This is a genomic window from Pseudomonas sp. GW822-FHT07A10 (assembly GCF_058798795.1).
In genome coordinates, this window is the sequence record NZ_JBXAKV010000003.1 from 183,191 (window position 1) to 203,478 (window position 20,288).

3 protein-coding genes (1 of these 3 cut by a window edge) are annotated in these 20,288 nt (G+C 63.0%); all 3 read right to left on the minus strand.

Annotated elements, in window-relative coordinates:
• Tightly spaced (each overlapping or abutting the next), the 3 genes in view from AC1RL4_RS07285 to AC1RL4_RS07295 form a layout consistent with a single transcriptional unit that may run on beyond the window.
• Nucleotides 1–3,237 (minus strand): non-ribosomal peptide synthetase, encoded by a 3,237-nt coding sequence (locus AC1RL4_RS07285; RefSeq protein ID WP_230174111.1) that lies wholly within the window; start codon nucleotides 3,235–3,237, stop codon nucleotides 1–3.
• Nucleotides 3,234–16,748, minus strand: coding sequence for a non-ribosomal peptide synthase/polyketide synthase (locus AC1RL4_RS07290; protein WP_230174113.1), 13,515 nt, complete (start codon nucleotides 16,746–16,748; stop codon nucleotides 3,234–3,236). Before AC1RL4_RS07290 ends, AC1RL4_RS07285 begins: the two co-directional genes overlap by 4 nt.
• Nucleotides 16,748–20,288: the end of a non-ribosomal peptide synthetase gene (locus AC1RL4_RS07295; protein WP_230174115.1), read on the minus strand. Its footprint extends 8,828 nt past the window's final position; 3,541 of the gene's 12,369 nt are visible here — the last part of the coding sequence; its start codon lies off the right edge, out of view; it ends in the stop codon at nucleotides 16,748–16,750. The genes AC1RL4_RS07290 and AC1RL4_RS07295 overlap by 1 nt, the downstream gene beginning before the upstream one ends.

Consider the following 20,288-nt stretch of genomic DNA (forward strand, 5'->3'; position numbering starts at 1 on the left):
TCAACCGTTTTGTGCAGCCTTGGCGTTTTGCAGTTGCCGGGCTTTTTCGGTGAGTAACGCTTTTTCTTCGGGGCTCATATTGTCCAGACGCAACCGCGCCTGGGCGATTTTCTCCAACTGACCCGGACTGCTTTCCCGGGAGCGCAACACCGCCGCCAGACCCGCCACGGTCGGATGGTCAAACACCACGCCCGGCTGGATTTCGCACTGCAACAACTTGCGAATGCCGGCCACCAGTTTGATCACCAGCAAGGAATGGCCCCCAGCGGCGAAAAAGTCCCGGTCGATACCCAGACGCTCAACCCCCAGCAACTGCGCCATGCGCGTCACCAGCAGTTGCTCAAGAGCATCGCGGGGCTGCATGCCTTCATCGTCAGCCGAGGTAGACGCGAGTTGTTGCAAGGCCTTGCGGTCAACCTTGCCGTTGGCCAGTCGCGGGAAGCTGTCGATCAACTGCAAGTGCTGCGGCAGCATCACACTGGGCAGACGCCGCGCCAGTTCGTCGCGAACGGCATCGAGTAAAGTCGCCGAAGGCGCCTGATGCGGCACGATGAACGCGAGCATCCCGTCTTGCGCGGACGGCCCCGGCAACACCAGTGCTTGCGCGACCTGCGGCACACGCAGTAACTCGGTTTCGATCTCTGCCAGTTCGATACGGAAACCCCGCACCTTGATTTGCTGATCGCGCCGACCGTGCAACGCAATCGCCAGATCCGGGCGATAGCGGGCCAGGTCGCCGGTGCGGTACAGGCGCTCCTGCGGATTGAACGGGCTCTGGATGAACACTTGCGAATCGGCCTCGACATTCACGTAGCCGCGACACAACTGCGCGCCGCCGAGGTACAACTCGCCCAGCACACCGACCGGGGCCAGTTGCAGGTTATCGTCGAGTACAAACACCTGATTGTTGCCCAACACCCGGGACAGAACGCCGGCGTCAGGCACCGCCGCCTCCAGATGCAGCGGATGAACCAGCACGCCGACCGTGGCCTCGGTCGGGCCGTAGTGATTGAACACCCGGCAATCACTGCGCAAACCGGCGATCCGTTGCACCAATCCCTGGGCAATCGGCTCGCCGCCCAGCACCAGCGTGCGCGGCAGTTGCGCGCGTTCGCTGTCGAGCAGCGCGGCCAGGTGCGACGGAACGATCTTCAGGCAATCGATGGCCTGCCGTTGCAGGAAATCGGCAAACAAATTGCCGTCCTGCATTTGCTCATCGCTGGCCACATGCAGCGCGGCGCCGTTGAACAAGGCGCCGAACAGCGCCGTGTTGCCCAGGTCCGCCGCCACCGTGGAGGTAAAGCCGAACTGCTGGCATTGATCCAGCCCCAGGGCCTGGCTGACGTGAGCGGTGTAATTAAGTAATTGCCGATGCTCGATGACCACGCCTTTCGGCATACCGGTGGAGCCGGAGGTGAACAGCACGTACGCCGCCTGATCGCCCTGTGTGTCTAGGATGATGGCCGACGTGCTCGCCGGGGTCGATTGCAGCACACGATCCACGGTCGCCAGAGGCAACGGATAATCGTGCCATTGCGCGATGTGCCCGGCGTCCACCAGCAGCAACGCAGCGCCGGCCTGTTCCAGCATCAAGGCTTGACGGGCTTGCGGCCATTGCGGGTCCAGCGGCAGGTACGCCGCGCCGATACGCCACGCCGCGAGCATGGCGATCACCAGCTCCGCCGAGCGTGGCAAGGCCAGCGCGACGATAGCCCCCGGCGCCATGCCCTGGGCTTTTAATGCCTGGGCCAACACCTCGACCTTCGCCTGCAACTGCCCGTAACTCAGGCGTTGATCGCCGTCAGTCAGGGCGATAGCTTGCGGCGTGGTCCGAGCCCAGTCGGCAATGCGCTGCGGCAAGAACCGGCTATCGACCCGTGCTCGCGCTGGCGGGTTGATCGACAGCAAGCGCTGTTGTTCGGCGGCTCCCAACACCTTCAGTTGACCGAGTTCGGCGTGAAGATTGGCAACGATGTTTTCCAGCAATACGCGCAACTGCGCCAGCAACCCTTCCATCGCCTGGACCGAGTAACGGGACGCGTTGTAATGCAGGTGGAACGCGTGGGCGTTGCCCGCCTCGTCCGTTTCCAGTTCAAGCATTAATTCAAACAGTGCTTCGCGCACTGCCGAACGCGGAGTCCATTGCAGATCAGCGGACGTCGGGGCTTGCATGGCCCGGCACACGGCAAAACCATACGCCGGGCGAGCCGCCGTCGGCGCCAGTTCAGGCGCCCAGTATTCCTGCCACGTACGGTGCTCATCCAGACGCGCCGCCAACGCCGCCACCCAGGTGCTGAACCCTGCGTTCGCCGTCAGTGACAGGTTCAGCGGCAGGGTTTTCTCGAACACGCCCACGGCATCGCTGAAGTATTGGTAATCTTCGCGACTGTCATGCCGCACACCGACCAGCACCTGTTGATGCCCACTGAGCCGACCCAGCAACAGCCACCAGGCCGCTTGCAGCACCACACTCGGCGATTGCTCCAACGTCCCGGCCACTTGCTGCAAACCGCTGCGCAGTGCCGGATCGAGCGTGAGCGCCAGCGATTCAGTGACCGACGACAATCCAGGATTCCCGTCGCGATAGGCCAGCCACGGGGTACTCAAATCGGGATCGGCGCCTTGCAGGTGTTCCTGCCAGTAGATACGTGCGCCGGCCGCGTCTTCGTCGAGCACCACTTCACTGCGCCATTCCAGGTATTGGGTGAATTCACCGGTCTTTTCATCATCGTCCGCCGCCGTTGATTGCCCATAGGCCCGTACCAATTGCTGATACAGCAACCGCGCGCCGCTTTGATCGAGGCTGTGCCGGGCCAGGCCCAAGACCAATTTCCATTGATCATCGGCCAGGCGATAGAGCACCGCTTGCGCGCCCTCGGATTCACCGACGACAAAAGCACGTTCCGCCCATTCGCTGAGCTGAGCCTGAATACCGGCCGGGGTATCGACCCTCGCCTGCACGCTCAGCGGGAAGCGCTCCGCCCCCCCGACGAACTGCCGGACACCATGGAAACCCGGCGCCTTGCCCAGCCGCGCAACCAGCATCGGCTGTTGCGCCAGCAAGCGATCCAGTGCGTTTTGCACCCGTTGCGGATCGAGGGCGCCGCTGATCTCGACCTCGAGGAAATGCAGCGCATCACCACAGGCCGGGGCCTTGGGCAACTGCTCCAGCAACCGTTGCTGTTCAGGCGTCAAGGCGTAACCCAGGTCCTGCTGGTCCATCGATACCTCGTTCATGCTCCGGTTTCCTCGGTGTTCATTACGCGTTCAAGGGCGCTGCGGTCGAACATGTCGCCCATGGCCACGACAATCTTGCGCGGGCCTTCGAACGGATCACGGGCGTGGGCCACCAGCATGTTGTCGAGCAGGATGGCGTCGCCTTTTTGCCAGTCGAAACGCACCGCGCATTCTTCGTACAAGTCACCGATGCGTTGCATCACTTCGTCTTCGATCGGCGTGCCATCGCCGTAGAACACATGGCGCGGTAAGCGGTCCAGGCCGAACATCGACAACAGGTCTTCCCGCACGTCCGGCTCCAGCCAATAGATGTGATGCAGTTGCACCTGGTTGAAGAACGATTTGGCGCCGGTCACCGGGTGACGAATGATGGCCGGGCCTGGGGTGCGGGTTTGCAATTCGTTGTTGTCGAGCCAGCGCCATTCGATGCCACCGGCCCGGCAACGGGCCTCCACCTCGGCACGGTCTTCAGTCTTGAAGAAATGCTGCCAGGACACGTCGAGGTTGTCGGTGAAGGTGCGCACGTAAAGCAGGCCTTTTTCCTCGAACTTGTCCCGCAGGTCCGCCGGCAGTTTTTCGTACATCAACCGGCAATCCACCACTGGAGTCGCACCGCCAATGGACGCGGCTTGCTCGCAATAGAACATCTGCTTGCGCGGCCAGCGATCCTGATGGGAGCTCTCGTTATGGAACAGGATCATCTTGCGTTCCGGGTACGGCGTGGAGCGGTAGGTGTTCTTGCCGCCCTCTTTCTTCGGCAGATCGCCGTACTGGCCGTAAAGCCCTGGCTGGATCGCTTCGGCAAACGCCTCGAAGCCTTGAATGCCATCCAGTTCGAAACCACGGAACAGAATCCCGGCATGCCTGGCGAGTTTTTCTTCGATCAGCGGCCGGTTGTTGTTGATCCACTCGATCAAGTCCAGGTGCGGCTCGTTCGGTTCCAGCAGCAGCGGGAACGGCTGTGGCGCGGCGATCAGCGATTCGCGGATCGGCGCCGGTCGGGCCTTGGCCGCCGGGGCGGCGCCGCGCTTGAGGAACTTGCCGAGTTTGTCGGCCTTGGGTCCGGGGACGGCAGGCTTGGCGGCCACCGCTAAATTGTCGACTGGCATGCTGATAGCTCCCAATAGAATGTCCTGATCAGCGACGATCTGTTCCAACAGGGCTATCCAGGCCTTCACCAGGTGCTGGATGCGCTCGTGTCCGAACAAGGTTGTGGCGAATTGCCAATTACCCAGCAATTGCCCTGCTTCATCGTCAACGAACAACGCCATGTCGAATTTAGAATGGGTCTCCAGCGCCGGCAGCGATTCCACGCTCAAACCGCCCATGGCCTGGGTGCGTCCCGGCAGGTTGTTCATCACGAACAACACTTGCACCAGCGGGTTCATGCCCTTGTGCCGCGGCACGTCCGAGGCGTCGACGATCATGTCGAACGGCAGGTCCTGATGCTCGAGGGCACTGAGCAGGGATTCCTGGGTCTGGCCCAGGAATCGGGCGAACGGTGTGGCGGCGTCGAACTGCGAACGCAACGGCAAGACGTTGACGAAGAAGCCGATCAACCGTTCAAGCTCCGGCTGTTCACGCCCGGCCACGTCGGCACCGACCAACACATCCGCAACGCCGCTGACCTGGTGCAACAACACCTGGAACGACGCCAGCAGCGTGCTGTACAGCGTGACGCCCGCGTCCATCGACAACTGGCGCAAGGCCGTGCTGAGTGGCGTGGTGAGCTGGAACTGCACCGAGTCACCCGCATAGGACGGTGTCAAGCCACGGGGGTTGTCCGATGGCAACTTCAGTTGCCCGTCATAGCCCGCGAGCCGCGCTTTCCAGTACTCGGCCTGACGCGCCAGCACGCCTTGCTGTTCCAGCTCCTGCTGCCACAGCGCGAAGTCGGAATACTGCACCTCCAGCGCCGGCAACGGGGTCAGGTCACCGGCCTTGGTGCGGTGGTAAATCTGCACCAGTTCGTTGACCAGCAAGCCCATCGACCAACCATCGGAAATGATGTGGTGCATCGCATAAAGCATCACATGCTCGGTCGGCCCCAGGTGCAGGATCCGCCCACGCAACAGCGGTGCGTGTTCCATATCAATCGGCGTGCGCGCGTTTTCCAGTGCCGCTTGTGCCACCCATTCTTCCTGGGCACTGCGGGACAGACCGGACAAATCGATCACCGGGAAATCCAGTTCAACCTGCTCGGCGATCACGGCAATCGGGTCACCTTCATCGTCCTGGGTATACGCGGTGCGCAGCACTTCATGGCGACGCACCACCTCGGCGAAACTGCTGATCAGTCGTTCCACCGACAACTCACCGCGCAAACGCAAGGCCATCGGCATGCCATAGGCCGCGGTGCCGCCGGACAATTGCTCGGCGATCCACAAGCGACGCTGCACCAGCGACAACGGTGCGCTGTGCCGGGTGCCATGGGCCTTGAGCACCACACCGTGGCCGTTCGGCTCAAGTGTGCCCTGCTGCGCGATCCACGCCGCCAGGTCCTTGAGTCGCGGATGGTTGAACAGGTCGCGCAGGCTCAACGTACAGGCCGTGAGTTTGCGCAGGCGCGAGACTGCTTGCGTCGCGAGCAGGGAGTGCCCGCCCAGTTCGAAAAAGTGATCGTCGCGGCCGACCTGTTGCAGTTCCAGCACGTCCTGCCAGACCGTAGCGATCTGCTGTTCCAATGCACCTTCAGGCGCGACAAAGTCCGACGCCAGCAGACTGGCATCGACGCCCGGCAAGGCCTTGCGATCGATCTTGCCATTCGGGCTCAGGGGCAGGTTTTCGAGGAACAGCACATGGGCCGGAACCATGTAATCCGGCAGGCTGGCCTTCAGGCGTGCCTTGATGTCATCGCGCAACGCCGCCAGCGTGGTCGAATCGGCGCTGGCTTGCGCCGGATCGTCGAACACCACGTACGCCACCAATTGCTGACCGATGGCGCCCGGTTGCGCCACCACCAGTGCCTGACGCACCGCAGGAACCCGCAGCAGATGGGTTTCTATTTCACCGAGCTCGATGCGCAATCCACGAATCTTCACTTGATGATCGACCCGCCCGACGTACTCAATCACGCCGTCGGCGCGATAACGCGCGAGGTCGCCGGTGCGGTACACGCGGCCACCGCCCAGTGGATCGAACGGGTCAGGAATGAAGCGTTCGGCGGTCAATTCCGGGCGCTGGAAGTAGCCCCGTGCGAGCAGCTCACCGCCAATCACCAGTTCACCGACCACACCGACCGGCGCCGGTTGGCCCTGGGTGTCGAGTACATGAATCGCCCGACCGCCCAACGCCCGGCCAATCGGCATGGTCACCGGCAACGGGTTGCGGCCGGACACGTAGTCGCTGCAATCGAGCAGCGTGGCGCTGACCGTGGCTTCGGTCGGGCCGTAGGTGTTCAGCAGGCGCACATGGCCCAGCCCGGCCTGGCCCCAGGCGGCAACACCTTCCGGCGGCATGGCTTCGCCACCGACGATCACCTGGCGCAACGCGCCATAGTCACGATGACCCGCCGCCGCGAGGTCCTTGGCCAACATATTCCAGTAGGCAGTGGTGAGGTCGCTGACGCTGAACTGCTTGTCGCGCAATTCGCGATACCAGGTCTCGCTGTCCCAGATGTCCGGCCCGCGCAGCACCACCGAGGCACCGCAAATCAGTGCCGGGTAAAGCTGCTCGACAAAGGCATCGAAGTTGAACGTGGCAAATTGCAGCGAGCGGTCCTGCGGCGTGAGGCCGAGGAAATCCAGGGCCACCCGGGCATGACGGGTCAGCGCCGATTGAGTGATGCCGACCCCTTTCGGGCGCCCGGTGGAGCCCGAGGTGAACATCACATACGCCAGGTTTTGCGGGCCGCTGCGCTGCGGCAGATTGTCGGTCTGGGTCGGATAATCCAGTTGATCCAGGCTCAGGACGGTCACGCCCGCAGCTTCTGGCAACTTCGGCGCGAGGTGGCTTTGGGTCAACAGCACACGCAGACCGCTGTCCTCGATCATCGCGCCCAGTCGCTCGGCCGGGTACTCCGGGTCCAACGGCACGTAGGCGCCACCGGCCTTGAGCACCGCCAGCAGGCTGATGATCATCTGCGTCGAACGCTCGACCGCAATGCCCACCAGCACTTCGGGGCCGACGCCGTGTTGCAGCAGCACGCGGGCCAATTGGTTGGCCTGGTCATTGAGCTGGGCATAACTCAGGCGTTGCTCGTCGAAAATCAACGCCAGCGCGTGCGGCGTGCGTTCGGCTTGCCGTTCAAACAAACGCTGCACGCACACCTCATCGACCGGCAGCGCCAGCGGCTCGCGCACAGCGGTCGAGACCAGGGCCAGATCGCCCACGGCACTGGCGGCAGGTGCCTCGACCATCTGCAACAGCAGGTGCGCGAGATGCCCGGCCAGTTGTTCAATCGCAGCGTCATCGAACTGCTGACGATCGAAACTCAGTTGAAACGACAACTCGGCGCCGAGGTTCGCCGACAAGGTCAACGGGTAATTGGTTTGCTCGAAGTTACCCACTTCACCGAAGCGCAGATCTTGCGGTGCGCCCTGTTGCAGGGCTTCGGAGATCGGGTAGTTCTCGAACACCAGAATGTTGTCGAACAGGGCTTCGCCGCCCTGCCCGGCCCAACGCTGGATGTCGAACAGCGCGGTGTGTTCTTGCTCACGCAAGGCCAGGTTCTGCGCCTGCACCTGTTGCAGCCACTGCGCCAACGGCTGTTCGGCCCGTGGGCTGGCGACCACCGGCAAAGTGTTGATGAACAGGCCGATCTGCTGTTCGACCCCGGCCAGTTGCGCCGGACGTCCGGACACCGTGGCGCCGAAGCTGACCGTGTCCAGCCCGGTATAGCGTTGCAACAACAGCAGCCAGGCTGCCTGCACCAGGGTGTTGAGGGTGACTTTCTGTTCCCGCGCAAAGCCATTGAGCCCGGCGGTCTGCGCCTGGTCCAGGGTCAGGAAGTGCTCGCCTTGAGCGGTGTTGGCCGCATCGCTGCCGGTCCACACCAGCGCTTTGGCCAACCGGGTCGGCTCATCGAACACGGCCAACTGGCCCTTCCAGAAACCTTCGGTGACCTGCGCGTCCTGTTGCGTCAGCCATTCGATGTAGTCGCGATAACGCCCCGCCGTGTTCGTCGGCACCTGGCCGCTGTAGCGTTGCAGCACTTCCCCGAGCAGCTGCGAATTGCTCCAGCCGTCCATCAAGATGTGATGGCTGGTGTAGATCAGGTGAAAACGCGCGTTGTCGAGACGCACCACCGTCAGGTTCAGCAACGGTGCGGCGGCAAGGTCAAAACCCTGCTGGCGCTGCGCGGCCGCCAGTTCGCTGAGCGCCAGGGCCACATCGCTGTGGTCGCGCCAGTCATGGAAGGTGAACGGCACGGCCAGTTGCTTGTGAACCACCTGCAACGGACGCTTGAACTCACCGTCCCAGACAAAACTGCTGCGCAGCACATCGTGCGCATCCATTGCCGCTTGCCAGGCCTCGCGGAAACGCTCGACGTTCAAGCCTTCGACATCCACGCACAGCTGATTGATGTAATCGCCGGCCTGCTGCTCGTAGAGGGTGTGGAACAGCATGCCTTGCTGCATCGGTGACAGCGGGTAAATGTCTTCGACCTGGCGTGGCGTCACGGGCAACGCATCGAGCTGGTGTTGCGTCAACCCGGCCAGCGGGAAGTCCGACGGCGTCAGGCCCTGATGCCGAGCCTCACAGCAGTGCTCGATCAACAGCCCCAGTTCCCGCGCATAAGCCTGCGCCAATCGCTCGATGGTCGACGGATCGAACATCTGCCCGCTGAACGTCCAGCCAATACTCAATTCGCCGCCATACACCCGGCCATTGAGGGTCAGCCAGTTGTCCAGCGGTGCCAGCGGACTTTGCTCCGCGCCCGCCGATTCGCTGGCCGGGGTGAACAGTGCGCCCGCCTCGTCGCCAAACCCGGCATCGAACTGGCCCAGGTAGTTGAAGGTAATGCGCGGCACGGGCAAGGCTTGCAGCACCTGGCGGGTGCGGTCGTTGCCCAGGTAGCGCAGCGCGCCAAAGCCCAGGCCTTTATCGGGGATCGCCCGCAGTTGTTCTTTGATCGTCTTGATCGAGTCCTGCGGCGTGCTCGCCGGGGTCAGCCGTACCGGGAACAGACTGGTGAACCAACCCACGCTGCGGCTCAAATCGAGCTCGTCGAACAGCGCTTCGCGACCATGGCCCTCAAGCTGGATCAGGGTCGAGGCTTCACCCGTCCAGTCCGCAATCACCCGCGCCAGCGCCGTCAGCAACAGGTCATTGACCTGCGTGCGATAGGCCGCCGGTGCCTCCTGCAGCAGCTGGCGGGTTTGCTGTTTGTCCAGTCGGGTGTGCGCATGCAAGGCGTGGCGGTTATGCAACTCGCCCTGGGGTCGATCGCAGGGCAAGTCATTGCGCGCATCCTGCAATTGCTCTTGCCAGAACCTCAGCTGAGCCTGCATCGCCGGGCTGTCAGCATGCTGTTGCAAGCGTCGCGCCCAGGCCTGGGTGGCGCTGGTCTTGGCCGGCAATGTGAGCGTTTGGCCGGCCTGCAACTGCTCATAGGTCTGTTGCAGGTCTTCAAGCAGAATGCGCCAGGACACGCCGTCGACCACCAGGTGATGGATCACCAGCAACAGTCGCTGGCTGCCATCGGCCATGTTCGCCAGCACCGCGCGCAGCAGATTACCGCTCGCCAGTTCGAGGCTACGCTGTGCCTGTTCGCCCAACTGTTCGAGTGCCGCCGCATCGGCAACCTCGGCGGTCCACAGCAGCGGCGACTGTTGCCAGAGCGCCTGTTGCTCGGCCAGGGAGCGATGCTGCGCGGTCCATTTATTACCCTGACGGGTGAAGGCCAGACGCAACGCGTCGTGATGGCTGACCAGTGCCTGCAACGCACGCTCCAGGTGTTCGGCGTGCAGAGGTTTGGCGGACTTGAGCAGCACCGACTGGTTCCAGTGGTGCGGCTCGGCCATCTCGCGTTCAAAGAACAACTGCTGGAATGGCAGCAACGGCGTATCGCCAGTGACCGGGCCCTGGTCGATGCGCAAGCCACTGTCGCCGACCTTCGCCACCGCCGCGAGGCTTTGCACGTTCTGGTGCAGGAACAGGTCTTTGGGGCTGAAATGAATCCCCGCCTGACGCGCCCGGCTGACCACCTGGATCGAGATGATCGAATCGCCGCCCAGCTCGAAGAAGTTGTCGCTGATCCCTACCTGCGGCCGCCCCAACACGCTTTGCCAGATCTCCACCAGCGCTTGTTCGATAGCGCTGGTCGGGGCGGTGTAAGCCTTGCCGCTGGCCGTGGTGTCGGCCTTGGGCAACGCTTTGCGTTCCAGTTTGCCGTTGGGGCTGACCGGCATTTTTTCCAGCCACAGCCAATGCTGCGGGACCATGTAGTCCGGCAATGTCTGGCTCAGGTGTTCCTTGAGACTGCGCTGCAAGGCGTTGCGAGTTTCATCGTCGGCATGCAGCAATGCGTCGCGGGCCGGCACCACATACGCCACCAGCAGCGTGCCGTCCTGGGCGATGACCACGGTTTCACGGACTTCGGCGTGTTCAGCCAGGCGCGCTTCGATCTCGCCCAATTCGATGCGCAGGCCACGGATTTTCACCTGATGGTCCATGCGCCCGGCGTATTCGATCACCCCGTCGGCGCGATAACGCGCCAGGTCGCCGGTGCGGTACAGACGCTGGCCGTCACCGAACGGGCTGGTCGCGAAGCGCTCTGCCGTGAGCGATGGGCGACGGTGATAACCCCGGGCCAGGCCTTCGCCGCCCAGGTACAACTCACCAATCACGCCCACCGGCACCGGCGACAACTCGTGATCGAGAATGTAAGTGCCCAGGTTGGCGATCGGCCGGCCGATCGGCACGCTGTCGCGCCCTTCCTCGATGCACGTCCAGTGCGTGACGTCGATGGCCGCTTCCGTCGGGCCGTAGAGGTTGTACAAACCGGCATTCGGCAGCTTGGCAAACACTTGCTGCTGCGCATCCACTTGCAGGGCTTCACCACTGCAGACGATCCGGGTCAGGCTGGCGCACTGGCCCACCGAAGGGTCTTGCAGGAACGCCTGCAACATCGACGGCACGAAGTGCAGCGTGGTGATGCGTTGCGCGGTGATCAGCTCGATCAACTGCGCCGGATCACGATGAATACCCGGCGCGGCCACCACCAGGGTCGAACCGGTCAGCAGCGGCCAGAAGAACTCCCAGACCGACACGTCAAAACTGAACGGCGTTTTTTGCAACACGCTGTCCGTGGCGTCGAGCCGATAGGCCTGTTGCATCCAGCACAGACGATTGACCAGTGCCGAATGACGGTTGCCCGCGCCTTTCGGTTTGCCGGTGGAGCCCGAGGTGTAGATCACATAGGCAAGGTTTTCCCCGTCGAGATCAACGCCAGGGTTGGCATCGCTGCGGCCTTCCAGCCAGTCGCCGTCCTGATCCAGCACCAGGCTGCGAATGCCGGCCGGAATCGGTAATTGCTCAAGCAAATGGCTCTGAGTCAGCAGCAATTGGATGCCGCTGTCTTCAAACATGTAGGCCAGGCGTTCCTGCGGGTATTCCGGGTCCAACGGCAAATAGGCACCGCCGGCCTTGAGAATCGCCAGCAGGCCCACGACCATTTCCACCGACCGCTCGACCGCGATGCCCACCAGTACATCCGGGCCGACGCCCTGCTCGATCAGCACGTGAGCCAGTTGATTGGCGCGGCCATTGAGCTCGGCGTAGCTCAAGCGTTGCTCGGCAAACACCAGCGCACACGCCTGCGGGGTTTTACCGACCTGCTCTTCGATCAGCGCCTGCACGCTGCGATGCAACGGGTAGTCGACGGCGGTGGCGTTCCAGTCGACGACCGTCAGTTGCCGCTCCCGCTCATCGAGCAATGCCAATTGCCCGACCGGGCGGTGGATGTTCTCGACCAGGCCCTGCAACAGATTCAGCCAGTGCCGGCCCATGCGCTCGATGGTCGATGGCTCGAACAAATCAGTGGCGTAGGTCAGCGACGCGTCCAGGCCTTGCGGGTTATCACTGGTGTCCAGGGTCAGGTCGAACTGCGCGGTGCGGTGTTCCCAACTGAGGTTTACCAGCTCGATGCCCGGCAAGGATTCGGCCAGCGTTGAGGCCGCTTCGCTGCGATGGTTGAACATCGCCTGGAACAACGGGCTGTGGCTCAGGTTGCGTTGCGGTTGCAGCGCATCGACCAGTTGCTCGAACGGCAGGTCCTGATGCATCTGCGCCGCCATGGCCGTCTGCTTCACCTGTTGCAGCAATTGAGCGCCCGTCAGCTGGCCGTCAAACTCGGCGCGCAGCACTTGAGTGTTGACGAAGAAGCCGATCAGACGCTCGGTTTCCAGCCTATTACGGTTGGCAATCGGCACGCCGACGCGGATATCGGCCTGGCCGCTGTAGCGATGCAGCAAGGTCTGGAACGAGCCGAGCAACAGCATGAACAGCGTGACGTTTTCGCGCCGGGCCAAGGCCTTCAGGGCATTGCTCAGGGATTCGTCGAGGGTGATCGGCAGACGCGCGCCACGGAAACTTTGCTGCGCCGGGCGCGGATGATCCAATGGCAGCTCCAGCAGCGGCTGTTCGCTGCCCAGTTTTTCGCGCCAGTAGGCCAACTGCCGATCCCGTTCGCCGGCGGCCATCCACTGACGCTGCCACACCGCGTAGTCGGCGTACTGCACCGGCAATGGCGGCAGTTCGGCCGGCCGGCCCTGGCTGATCGCCGCATACAGGGCCATCAAATCGTCGATCATCACCTGCAACGACCAGGCGTCGGAGACGATGTGGTGCAGGGTCAGAATCAGCACGTGATCCTGCTCGCCCACCTGCAGCAGAACGAAGCGCACCAACGAGCCGTCGAGTACATCGAACGGACGTTGCGTCTCCTGTTCAACGAAGGCCTTGATGCTCGCTTCATCGCTGGCAGCCAGACGTTGCTCGACAAAACTGATGCGGCCTTGCGGGCGGATCACCTGCCAGGTGCGGCCATCTTCCTCGACGAATGCCGTGCGCAAACTTTCGTGGCGCTCCACCAATGCCTGGAAGCTGCATTGCAGGGCGTTTTTGTCCAGCGCGCCGCGCATCCGCAGCGCGGTCGGGATGTTGTAGGCGGCGCTGTCGGGGTCCATTTTCCACAGGAACCATTGGCGCTCCTGGGCAAAGGACAGCGCCAGCGGTTGGTCACGGTCGACCCGGGTCATCGGCGGTGACTGTTCGCCCGGTTCGGCGCCCAATGCCTGGACGAAATCCTCCAGGGTGCTGTGCTCGAACAGGCTGCGCAACGGCACCTGGATGTCCAGCACCCGCCGCACCCGGGACACCACTTGGGTCACCAACAGGGAGTGCCCGCCCAGCTCGAAAAAGTTGTCGGTCAGGCCCACGCGATCCAGCTTCAGCACGTCTTGCCAGATGGCGGCGACTTGCTGTTGCCGTTTGCTCTGTGGGGCGACATAACGCGCCTGCAACTGGCTCGCGTCCACCGCTGGCAACGCCTTGCGATTGAGTTTGCCGTTAGGTGTCAGCGGCAGGCTGGCGAGGAACAGCAGGTGCGCCGGGACCATGAATTCCGGCAGGCACTCCTTGAGCCGCGCCTTGAGTTCATCGCGCAGACGCAGTTGATCGTCGGCGGCATCGAGGTCCAGTTGCGGTGCGACCACATAGGCCACCAGTTGCTGGCTGCCCAAGGCGTCCTGCGCCAGTACCGCGACTTCGCGGACTGCTGGCTGCTCCAGCAAACGCGCTTCGATTTCACCCAGTTCGATGCGGAAACCGCGGATCTTCACTTGATGGTCGATGCGCCCCATGTATTCGAGCACGCCGTCGTGACGATGGCGCGCCAGGTCGCCGGTGCGGTACAGCCGCGCGCCGTTACCGAACGGGTCGGGCAGGAAGCGCTCGGCGGTCATCGCCGCTCGGTCGTGATACCCACGGGCCAGGCCGTCGCCGCCGATCAGCAGTTCGCCAATCGAGCCCGCCGGGTTCGGTGCCAGGTCATCGCCCAAAATGTACAGCGTGGTGTTGGCAATCGGTTTGCCCAGGTACGGCTGGCGCTGCTCGCGGGTCAGCTGCCAGGCCGCCGACCAGATGGTGGTTTCGGTCGGGCCATAAAGGTTCCAGACCTGCCCCGCCAGGCCGAGCATGCGGTGGGCCAGGTCATCGGCCAGCGCTTCGCCACCGCAGAGGAATTTACAACCCTGGAGGGTGGGCGCCTGTTCATGGTCGAGCAGCATGCGCCAGGTCGACGGCGTGGCTTGCACCACCGTGACTTGCTGCTGCCGGATCATCTCCAGCAGCGCTTGCGGATCCTGGGCTGTGTGCTTGTCCACCAGCACCACGCGGGCACCGCTGAGCAGCGGGCCGTAGATTTCCAGGCCGAAAATATCGAACGAGAACGTGGTCAGCGACAGCATGCGGTCCCGGGCTTCAATGCCCGGCGCCTTGACCATGCTCACCACGAAGTTCACCAGCGCCTGATGGCGCACCATCACCCCTTTGGGCTTGCCGGTGGAACCGGAGGTGTAAATCGCATACGCCAGGTGTTCACCGCTGAGCGCTACCTGCGGATCGGCTTCGCTGTAACAGCGAGCGTGTTCGCCTTGCGGGTCGAGCAACAGGGTCTGCACGCCGGCCGGAATCGGCAGTTGCCCGGTCAAATGCGCCTGGGTCAGCAGCAGTTGCAAACCGCTGTCCTCGATCATGTGCGCCAGACGGTCTTCAGGGTATTGCGGGTCCAGCGGCACATAGGCACCGCCCGCCTTGAGAATCGCCAACAGCCCGATCAGCATTTCCAGGCTGCGGTCGATGGCGATACCGACCAACTGATCCGGGCCGACGCCCCGTTCGATCAGCCGATGGGCCAACTGGTTGGCCTGGCGATTGAGTTGTGCATAACTCAGGGATTGCCCGTCGAACACCAGCGCCGTGGCCTCTGGCGTGCGCAGCGCTTGGGCTTCGATCAATTGATGAATGCAGCGGTCGGTCGGGTATTCGGCGGTGCTGCGGTTCCAGTCGACCAGCACCTGCTGCTGTTCGGTTTCGTCGAGCAACGCCAGTTCGCCCACCCGTTGCTGCGGATCGGCAACCAGGCTGCCCAACAGGTTTTGCCAATGCCGTGCCAGACGCTCGATGGTCGCGCCGTCAAACAGGTCGGTGGCATAGGTCAGCTGTGCGCCGAGGCCCTCGGGGCCGTCGAAGGTTTCCAGGGTCAGGTCGAATTGCGCGGTGCGCGAGGGCTGATGCAAGTGGCGGATCGTCAGCGCCGACTCGCCCGTGCCCTGGCGGCTTTGGCTGGCGCCGGTGCTCTGGTGGTTGTACATGACCTGGAACAGCGGGCTGTAGCTCAGGCTGCGTTCCGGCTGCAAGGCCTCGACCAATTGCTCGAAAGGCAGGTCCTGATGCGCCTGGGCGGCCATCGCGGTCTGCTTGACCCGGGCCAGCAGCGTGCTGAACGTGGCCTGAGCATCGAACTCGGTCTTGAGCACCTGGGTGTTGACGAAGAAGCCGATCAGCCGCTCGGTCTCGACCCGGTTGCGGTTAGCGGTGGGCACGCCGACGCGAATCTCGGCCTGGCCACTGTAGCGATGCAACAAGGTCTGGAACGACGCCAGCAACAGCATGAACAGGGTGACGTTTTCGCTTTTGGCCAAGGCCCTCAGGCGCTCGCCCAGTGCTGGCGGCAATGCCAGCTCATGACGGGCGCCACGCAGGCTCTGCACCGCCGGACGCGGGTAATCGGTGGGCAACTCCAGCACCGGATGTTCGCTGCCCAAGTGCGCCTGCCAGTAGTCCAGTTGCCGCTCGCGCTCCCCGGCTTCCATCCAGTGCCGTTGCCAGATGCCATAGTCGGCGTACTGGATCGACAGTGGCGGCAAATCGAGTTCATGGCCCTGGCGGTAGGCGCCGTACAGTTGCAGCAGTTCATCGACCATGACCCGCATCGACGCGCCATCCGAGGCGATGTGGTGCTGGGTCAGGGTCAGCACGTGCTCCTGCGCGCCAAGGCGCAGGAGGCTGACGCGCAACAGCGGCCCGTTGACCAAGTCGAACGGCTGCCCGGTCTGTTCGGCAACGAACGCTTGAATCTGTGCCTCTGGCGACAGGGCATCGGGGCGTTCATCCAGTTCATGCACGGCGACGGTCAGGTTCATGTGCGGATGAATCACCTGCACCGCTTGCTCATCCTGCTGCCGGAACGTGGTGCGCAGGCTTTGATGACGGGCAATCAGCGCATTGAAACCACGTTCGAGCGCCGCGATGTCAAGCTCGCCCTGCAAGTGCATGGCACTGGGGATGTTGTAGGCGGCGCTGTCGGGGTCCATCTGCCAGAGGAACCACTGGCGCTCCTGAGCAAAAGACAGCGGCACCGGATCGAACTGCGACTGGGTTTCGGGAATCGGCAGGTTCGCCGGTGAAACGCCCTCCTCGAGCATCTTCTGCAGATAGACCCTGCGCTTGTCGAGCGGCAAAGTAATGAAGCGCCGGGCGATCTTCAAAGCGACATTGGTATCCATCAAGCCTCCTCCATTTCGTCAAGCAGGGCGTCCAGCTTGCTCAGTTTCAACGTATCGACCTGCTCACCTGCGGTTGCCAGACTGCTGACGAAATCCGTGAGTACGGGGTGTTGAAAAATCAGTTGTGGGGTCAGTTTCAAGCCCAGTTCCAGTTGCAGGCGTGAAACCACATTGACGGCCAGCAACGAGTGGCCGCCCAGTTCGAAAAAGTGATCCAGCAGGCCGACACGTTCGACTTGCAGTACGTGCTGCCAGATCGCCGCAACCTGCCGCTCCCGCTCGCTCTGCGGGGCGACATACCGGCCCTGCAAATGGCTGGTTTCCAGCGTTGGCAACGCCTTGCGGTCGAGCTTGCCGTTGGGCGTCAGCGGCAATTGTTCGAGGAATAGCAGGTGCGCCGGGACCATGAATTCCGGCAAAGACTCCCTGAGCCGTGCCTTGAGTTCATCGCGTAGGGACTGCTGATCATCGAGCTCCAGTGGTGAAGCGACCACGTAGGCCACCAGTTGCTGATTGCCCAAGGCTTCCTGCGCCAACACCGCCACTTCGCGGACCGCTGGCTGCTCCAGCAGGCGCGCTTCGATTTCACCCAGCTCGATGCGGAAGCCGCGAATCTTCACTTGATGATCGATTCGGCCTCGGTACTCGAGCACGCCATCGGCCTGATAGCGGGTCAAATCGCCGGTGCGGTACAGGCGCTCGCCGTTGCTGGCGAACGGGTTCGGCACGTACTTCTCGGCGGTCATGCCCGGCCGGCCCAGGTAACCCCGGGTGATACCGGCACCGGCCAAGTACAGCTCGGCCGATACGCCCTGCGGCACCGGTTGCAGATCGGCATCCAGCAAATAGCTGGCGGTGTGTTTGAGCGGGCGACCAATGTTCGCCGTGCCACCCGCTTCGCGACGGGTCCAGGTGGAATAGGTGGTGTCTTCCGACGGGCCATAAAGGTCGTAGACATGCTCAACGGTCGGCTGCTGATACAGCGAGTCGACCAGCGATTGCTTCAACGGCTCACCGGCGAGGTTGATGACGCGCACGCTCGGCGGGATCTGCCCGGCACTGTGCAGCGCATTGATCGCCGACGGCACAGTGTTGATCAGGCGCACCTGATCGCGGGCCGGCAGTTGCGGCAGCTCCAGGGCATTGCGGGCGATGATCAGCGAGCCGCCGTTGGCCAGGGTGACAAACAGCTCCCACACCGACAGGTCGAAACACACCGAAGTCGAAGCCAGCACACCCTGAATGTCGTCGCGGCTGTAGACCGATTGCGACCAGTCGATCAGCGCCAGCACGTTGCGATGGGCGATGGCCACGCCTTTGGGCTTGCCGGTGGAGCCGGAGGTGTAGATCACGTAGGCCAGGTTATCCGGCATGACGCCGGTCACCGGTGCGCTGCTCGGGTAAGCAGCCAGCCATGGCTCGGCGTTGTCCATCAACAACACTTGTGTCTCGGCAGCGATGCTCAATGTTGCCGCAACAGCCTGCTCGGTCAGCAGCACCAACGCGCGGCTGTCGTCGAGCATGTAGGCCACGCGGTCGGCCGGATAATCCGGGTCCAACGGCACATAGGCGCCGCCGGCCTTGAGCACCGCCAGCAGCGCCACCAACAGACTGTCGGAACGTTGCATCGCCACGCCGACCCGCACTTCCGGGCCCACGCCCAACTCGATCAGCTTGTGGGCGAATTGGTTGGCGCGGCTGTCGAGTTCGGCGTAAGTCAATTGCTTGGTTGCGAAGGTCACCGCCAGCGCATCCGGCATGGCCGCGACCTGCCTGGCGATCAGCTCATGGATGCACAGATCATCGGAGAAACCTTCGTCAGCAGGGTTCCAATCCAGCAACACTTGTTGCTGCTCGGTTTCATCCAGCAGCAACAACTCGCCGAGACAGCGTTCACCGGCGTCGATCATCTGGCTCAACAGGTGCTGCAAATGAGCCGCCAGTCGCGTCACTGTCGCCTGCGCAAAACTGCCGCGCTGATAGCTGAAGTGCAGCGACAGTTGCGCGTCGAGGCTCACCAGCAGGGTCAGCGGATAGTTGGTCTGCTCGCGGCTGGCCACCGGACCAAAACGCAACCCTTGCGGGGCGCCCTGCTCCAGAGCCTGGGCAATCGGGTAGTTCTCGAACACCAGAATGTTGTCGAACAGCGCTTCACCGCCCTGCCCGGCCCAGCGCTGAATATCGAACAGCGCGGTGTGTTCGAACTCGCGCAACGCCAGGTTTTGCCCTTGCACCGCTTGCAGCCAGCTCGCTAGTGATTGCTCGGCCCGAGGGCTGGCGATCACCGGCAAGGTGTTGATGAACAGCCCGATCTGCTGCTCGACACCCGGCAAGTCTGCCGGACGACCAGCGACCGTCGCGCCGAAGGCCACGGTGGTTTTGCCGGTGTAGCGTTGCAGCAACAGCAACCAGGCCGCCTGTACCAGCGTGTTGACGGTGACTTTCGCGGCCCGGGCGAATTCGCCCAGACGCAGGGTTTGATCGGCCTCCAGCACCTGGAAGTGATCGCCGTAACCTTGGGTTTCGGTAGACGCTTGCGGCACTGCGACGGTCTGGGCCAGGCGCGTCGGCTCTTCCAGCGCCAGCAGCGCCGGGGTCCAGAACGCTTCGCTGGCCGCCGCGTCCTGGCGTTGCAGCCAGGCGATGTAATCGCGGTAACGTCCGCTGTGAGCTCCGTTGAACTGGCCGCTGTAACGCTGCAGCACTTCGCCGAGCAACTGCGAATTGCTCCAGCCGTCCATGAGGATGTGATGGTTGGTGTAGATCAGGTGATGACGGTGGTCGTCGATGCGCGCAATCACCAGTCGCAACAAGGTCGGTGCGCTCAAATTGAGGGCTTGGCGTTCCGCATCGGCAAGCGTCTGCAAGGTCTGATCGCGCTGCGGATGGGCGCGTAAATCGTGCAGGCTGTAAGGCATCTGCGCGTGTTTGCTGACCACCTGCACCGGGTTTTCCAGTTCGCCCTGCCAGACAAAGCGCGTGCGCAGAATGTCGTGGGACTCCACCGCCGCTTGCCAGGCCTGATGGAAACGCTCGGGGTCGAGCCCTTCCACGTCCAGGCGAATCTGGTTGATGTAATCGCCGGTGGTTTCCTGGTACACGGCATGGAACAACATGCCCTGCTGCATCGGCGACAGCGGATACAGGTCTTCGATCGATTGCGGTGCCAGCGGCAAGCCGTCCAGTTGGGCCTGACTCAAGCGCGCCAGCGGGAAGTCCGACGGGGTGACGCCGTGCTGCCCGGCCCGGCAGCAATGGGCGATCAGCGCTTGCAGTTCCTGGGCGTAATCGTCGGCCAGCGCCTGAATGGTCGCTTCATTGAACCGTTCGCGGCTGAAGGTCCAGCCCAGGTTCAGTTCACCGCCATACACCTGACCATTGAGGGCCAACTGGTTGGCCAATGGCGCACGAGCATCCAGTTCATCGCCGGCCGCGTCACTGCACGGTACGAACAAGGCGCCGTCGGCTTCGGTGAAGCTGCCGTCGAACTGGCCCAGGTAATTGAAGGTCAGGCACGGCACCGGCAATTGGCTGAGGATT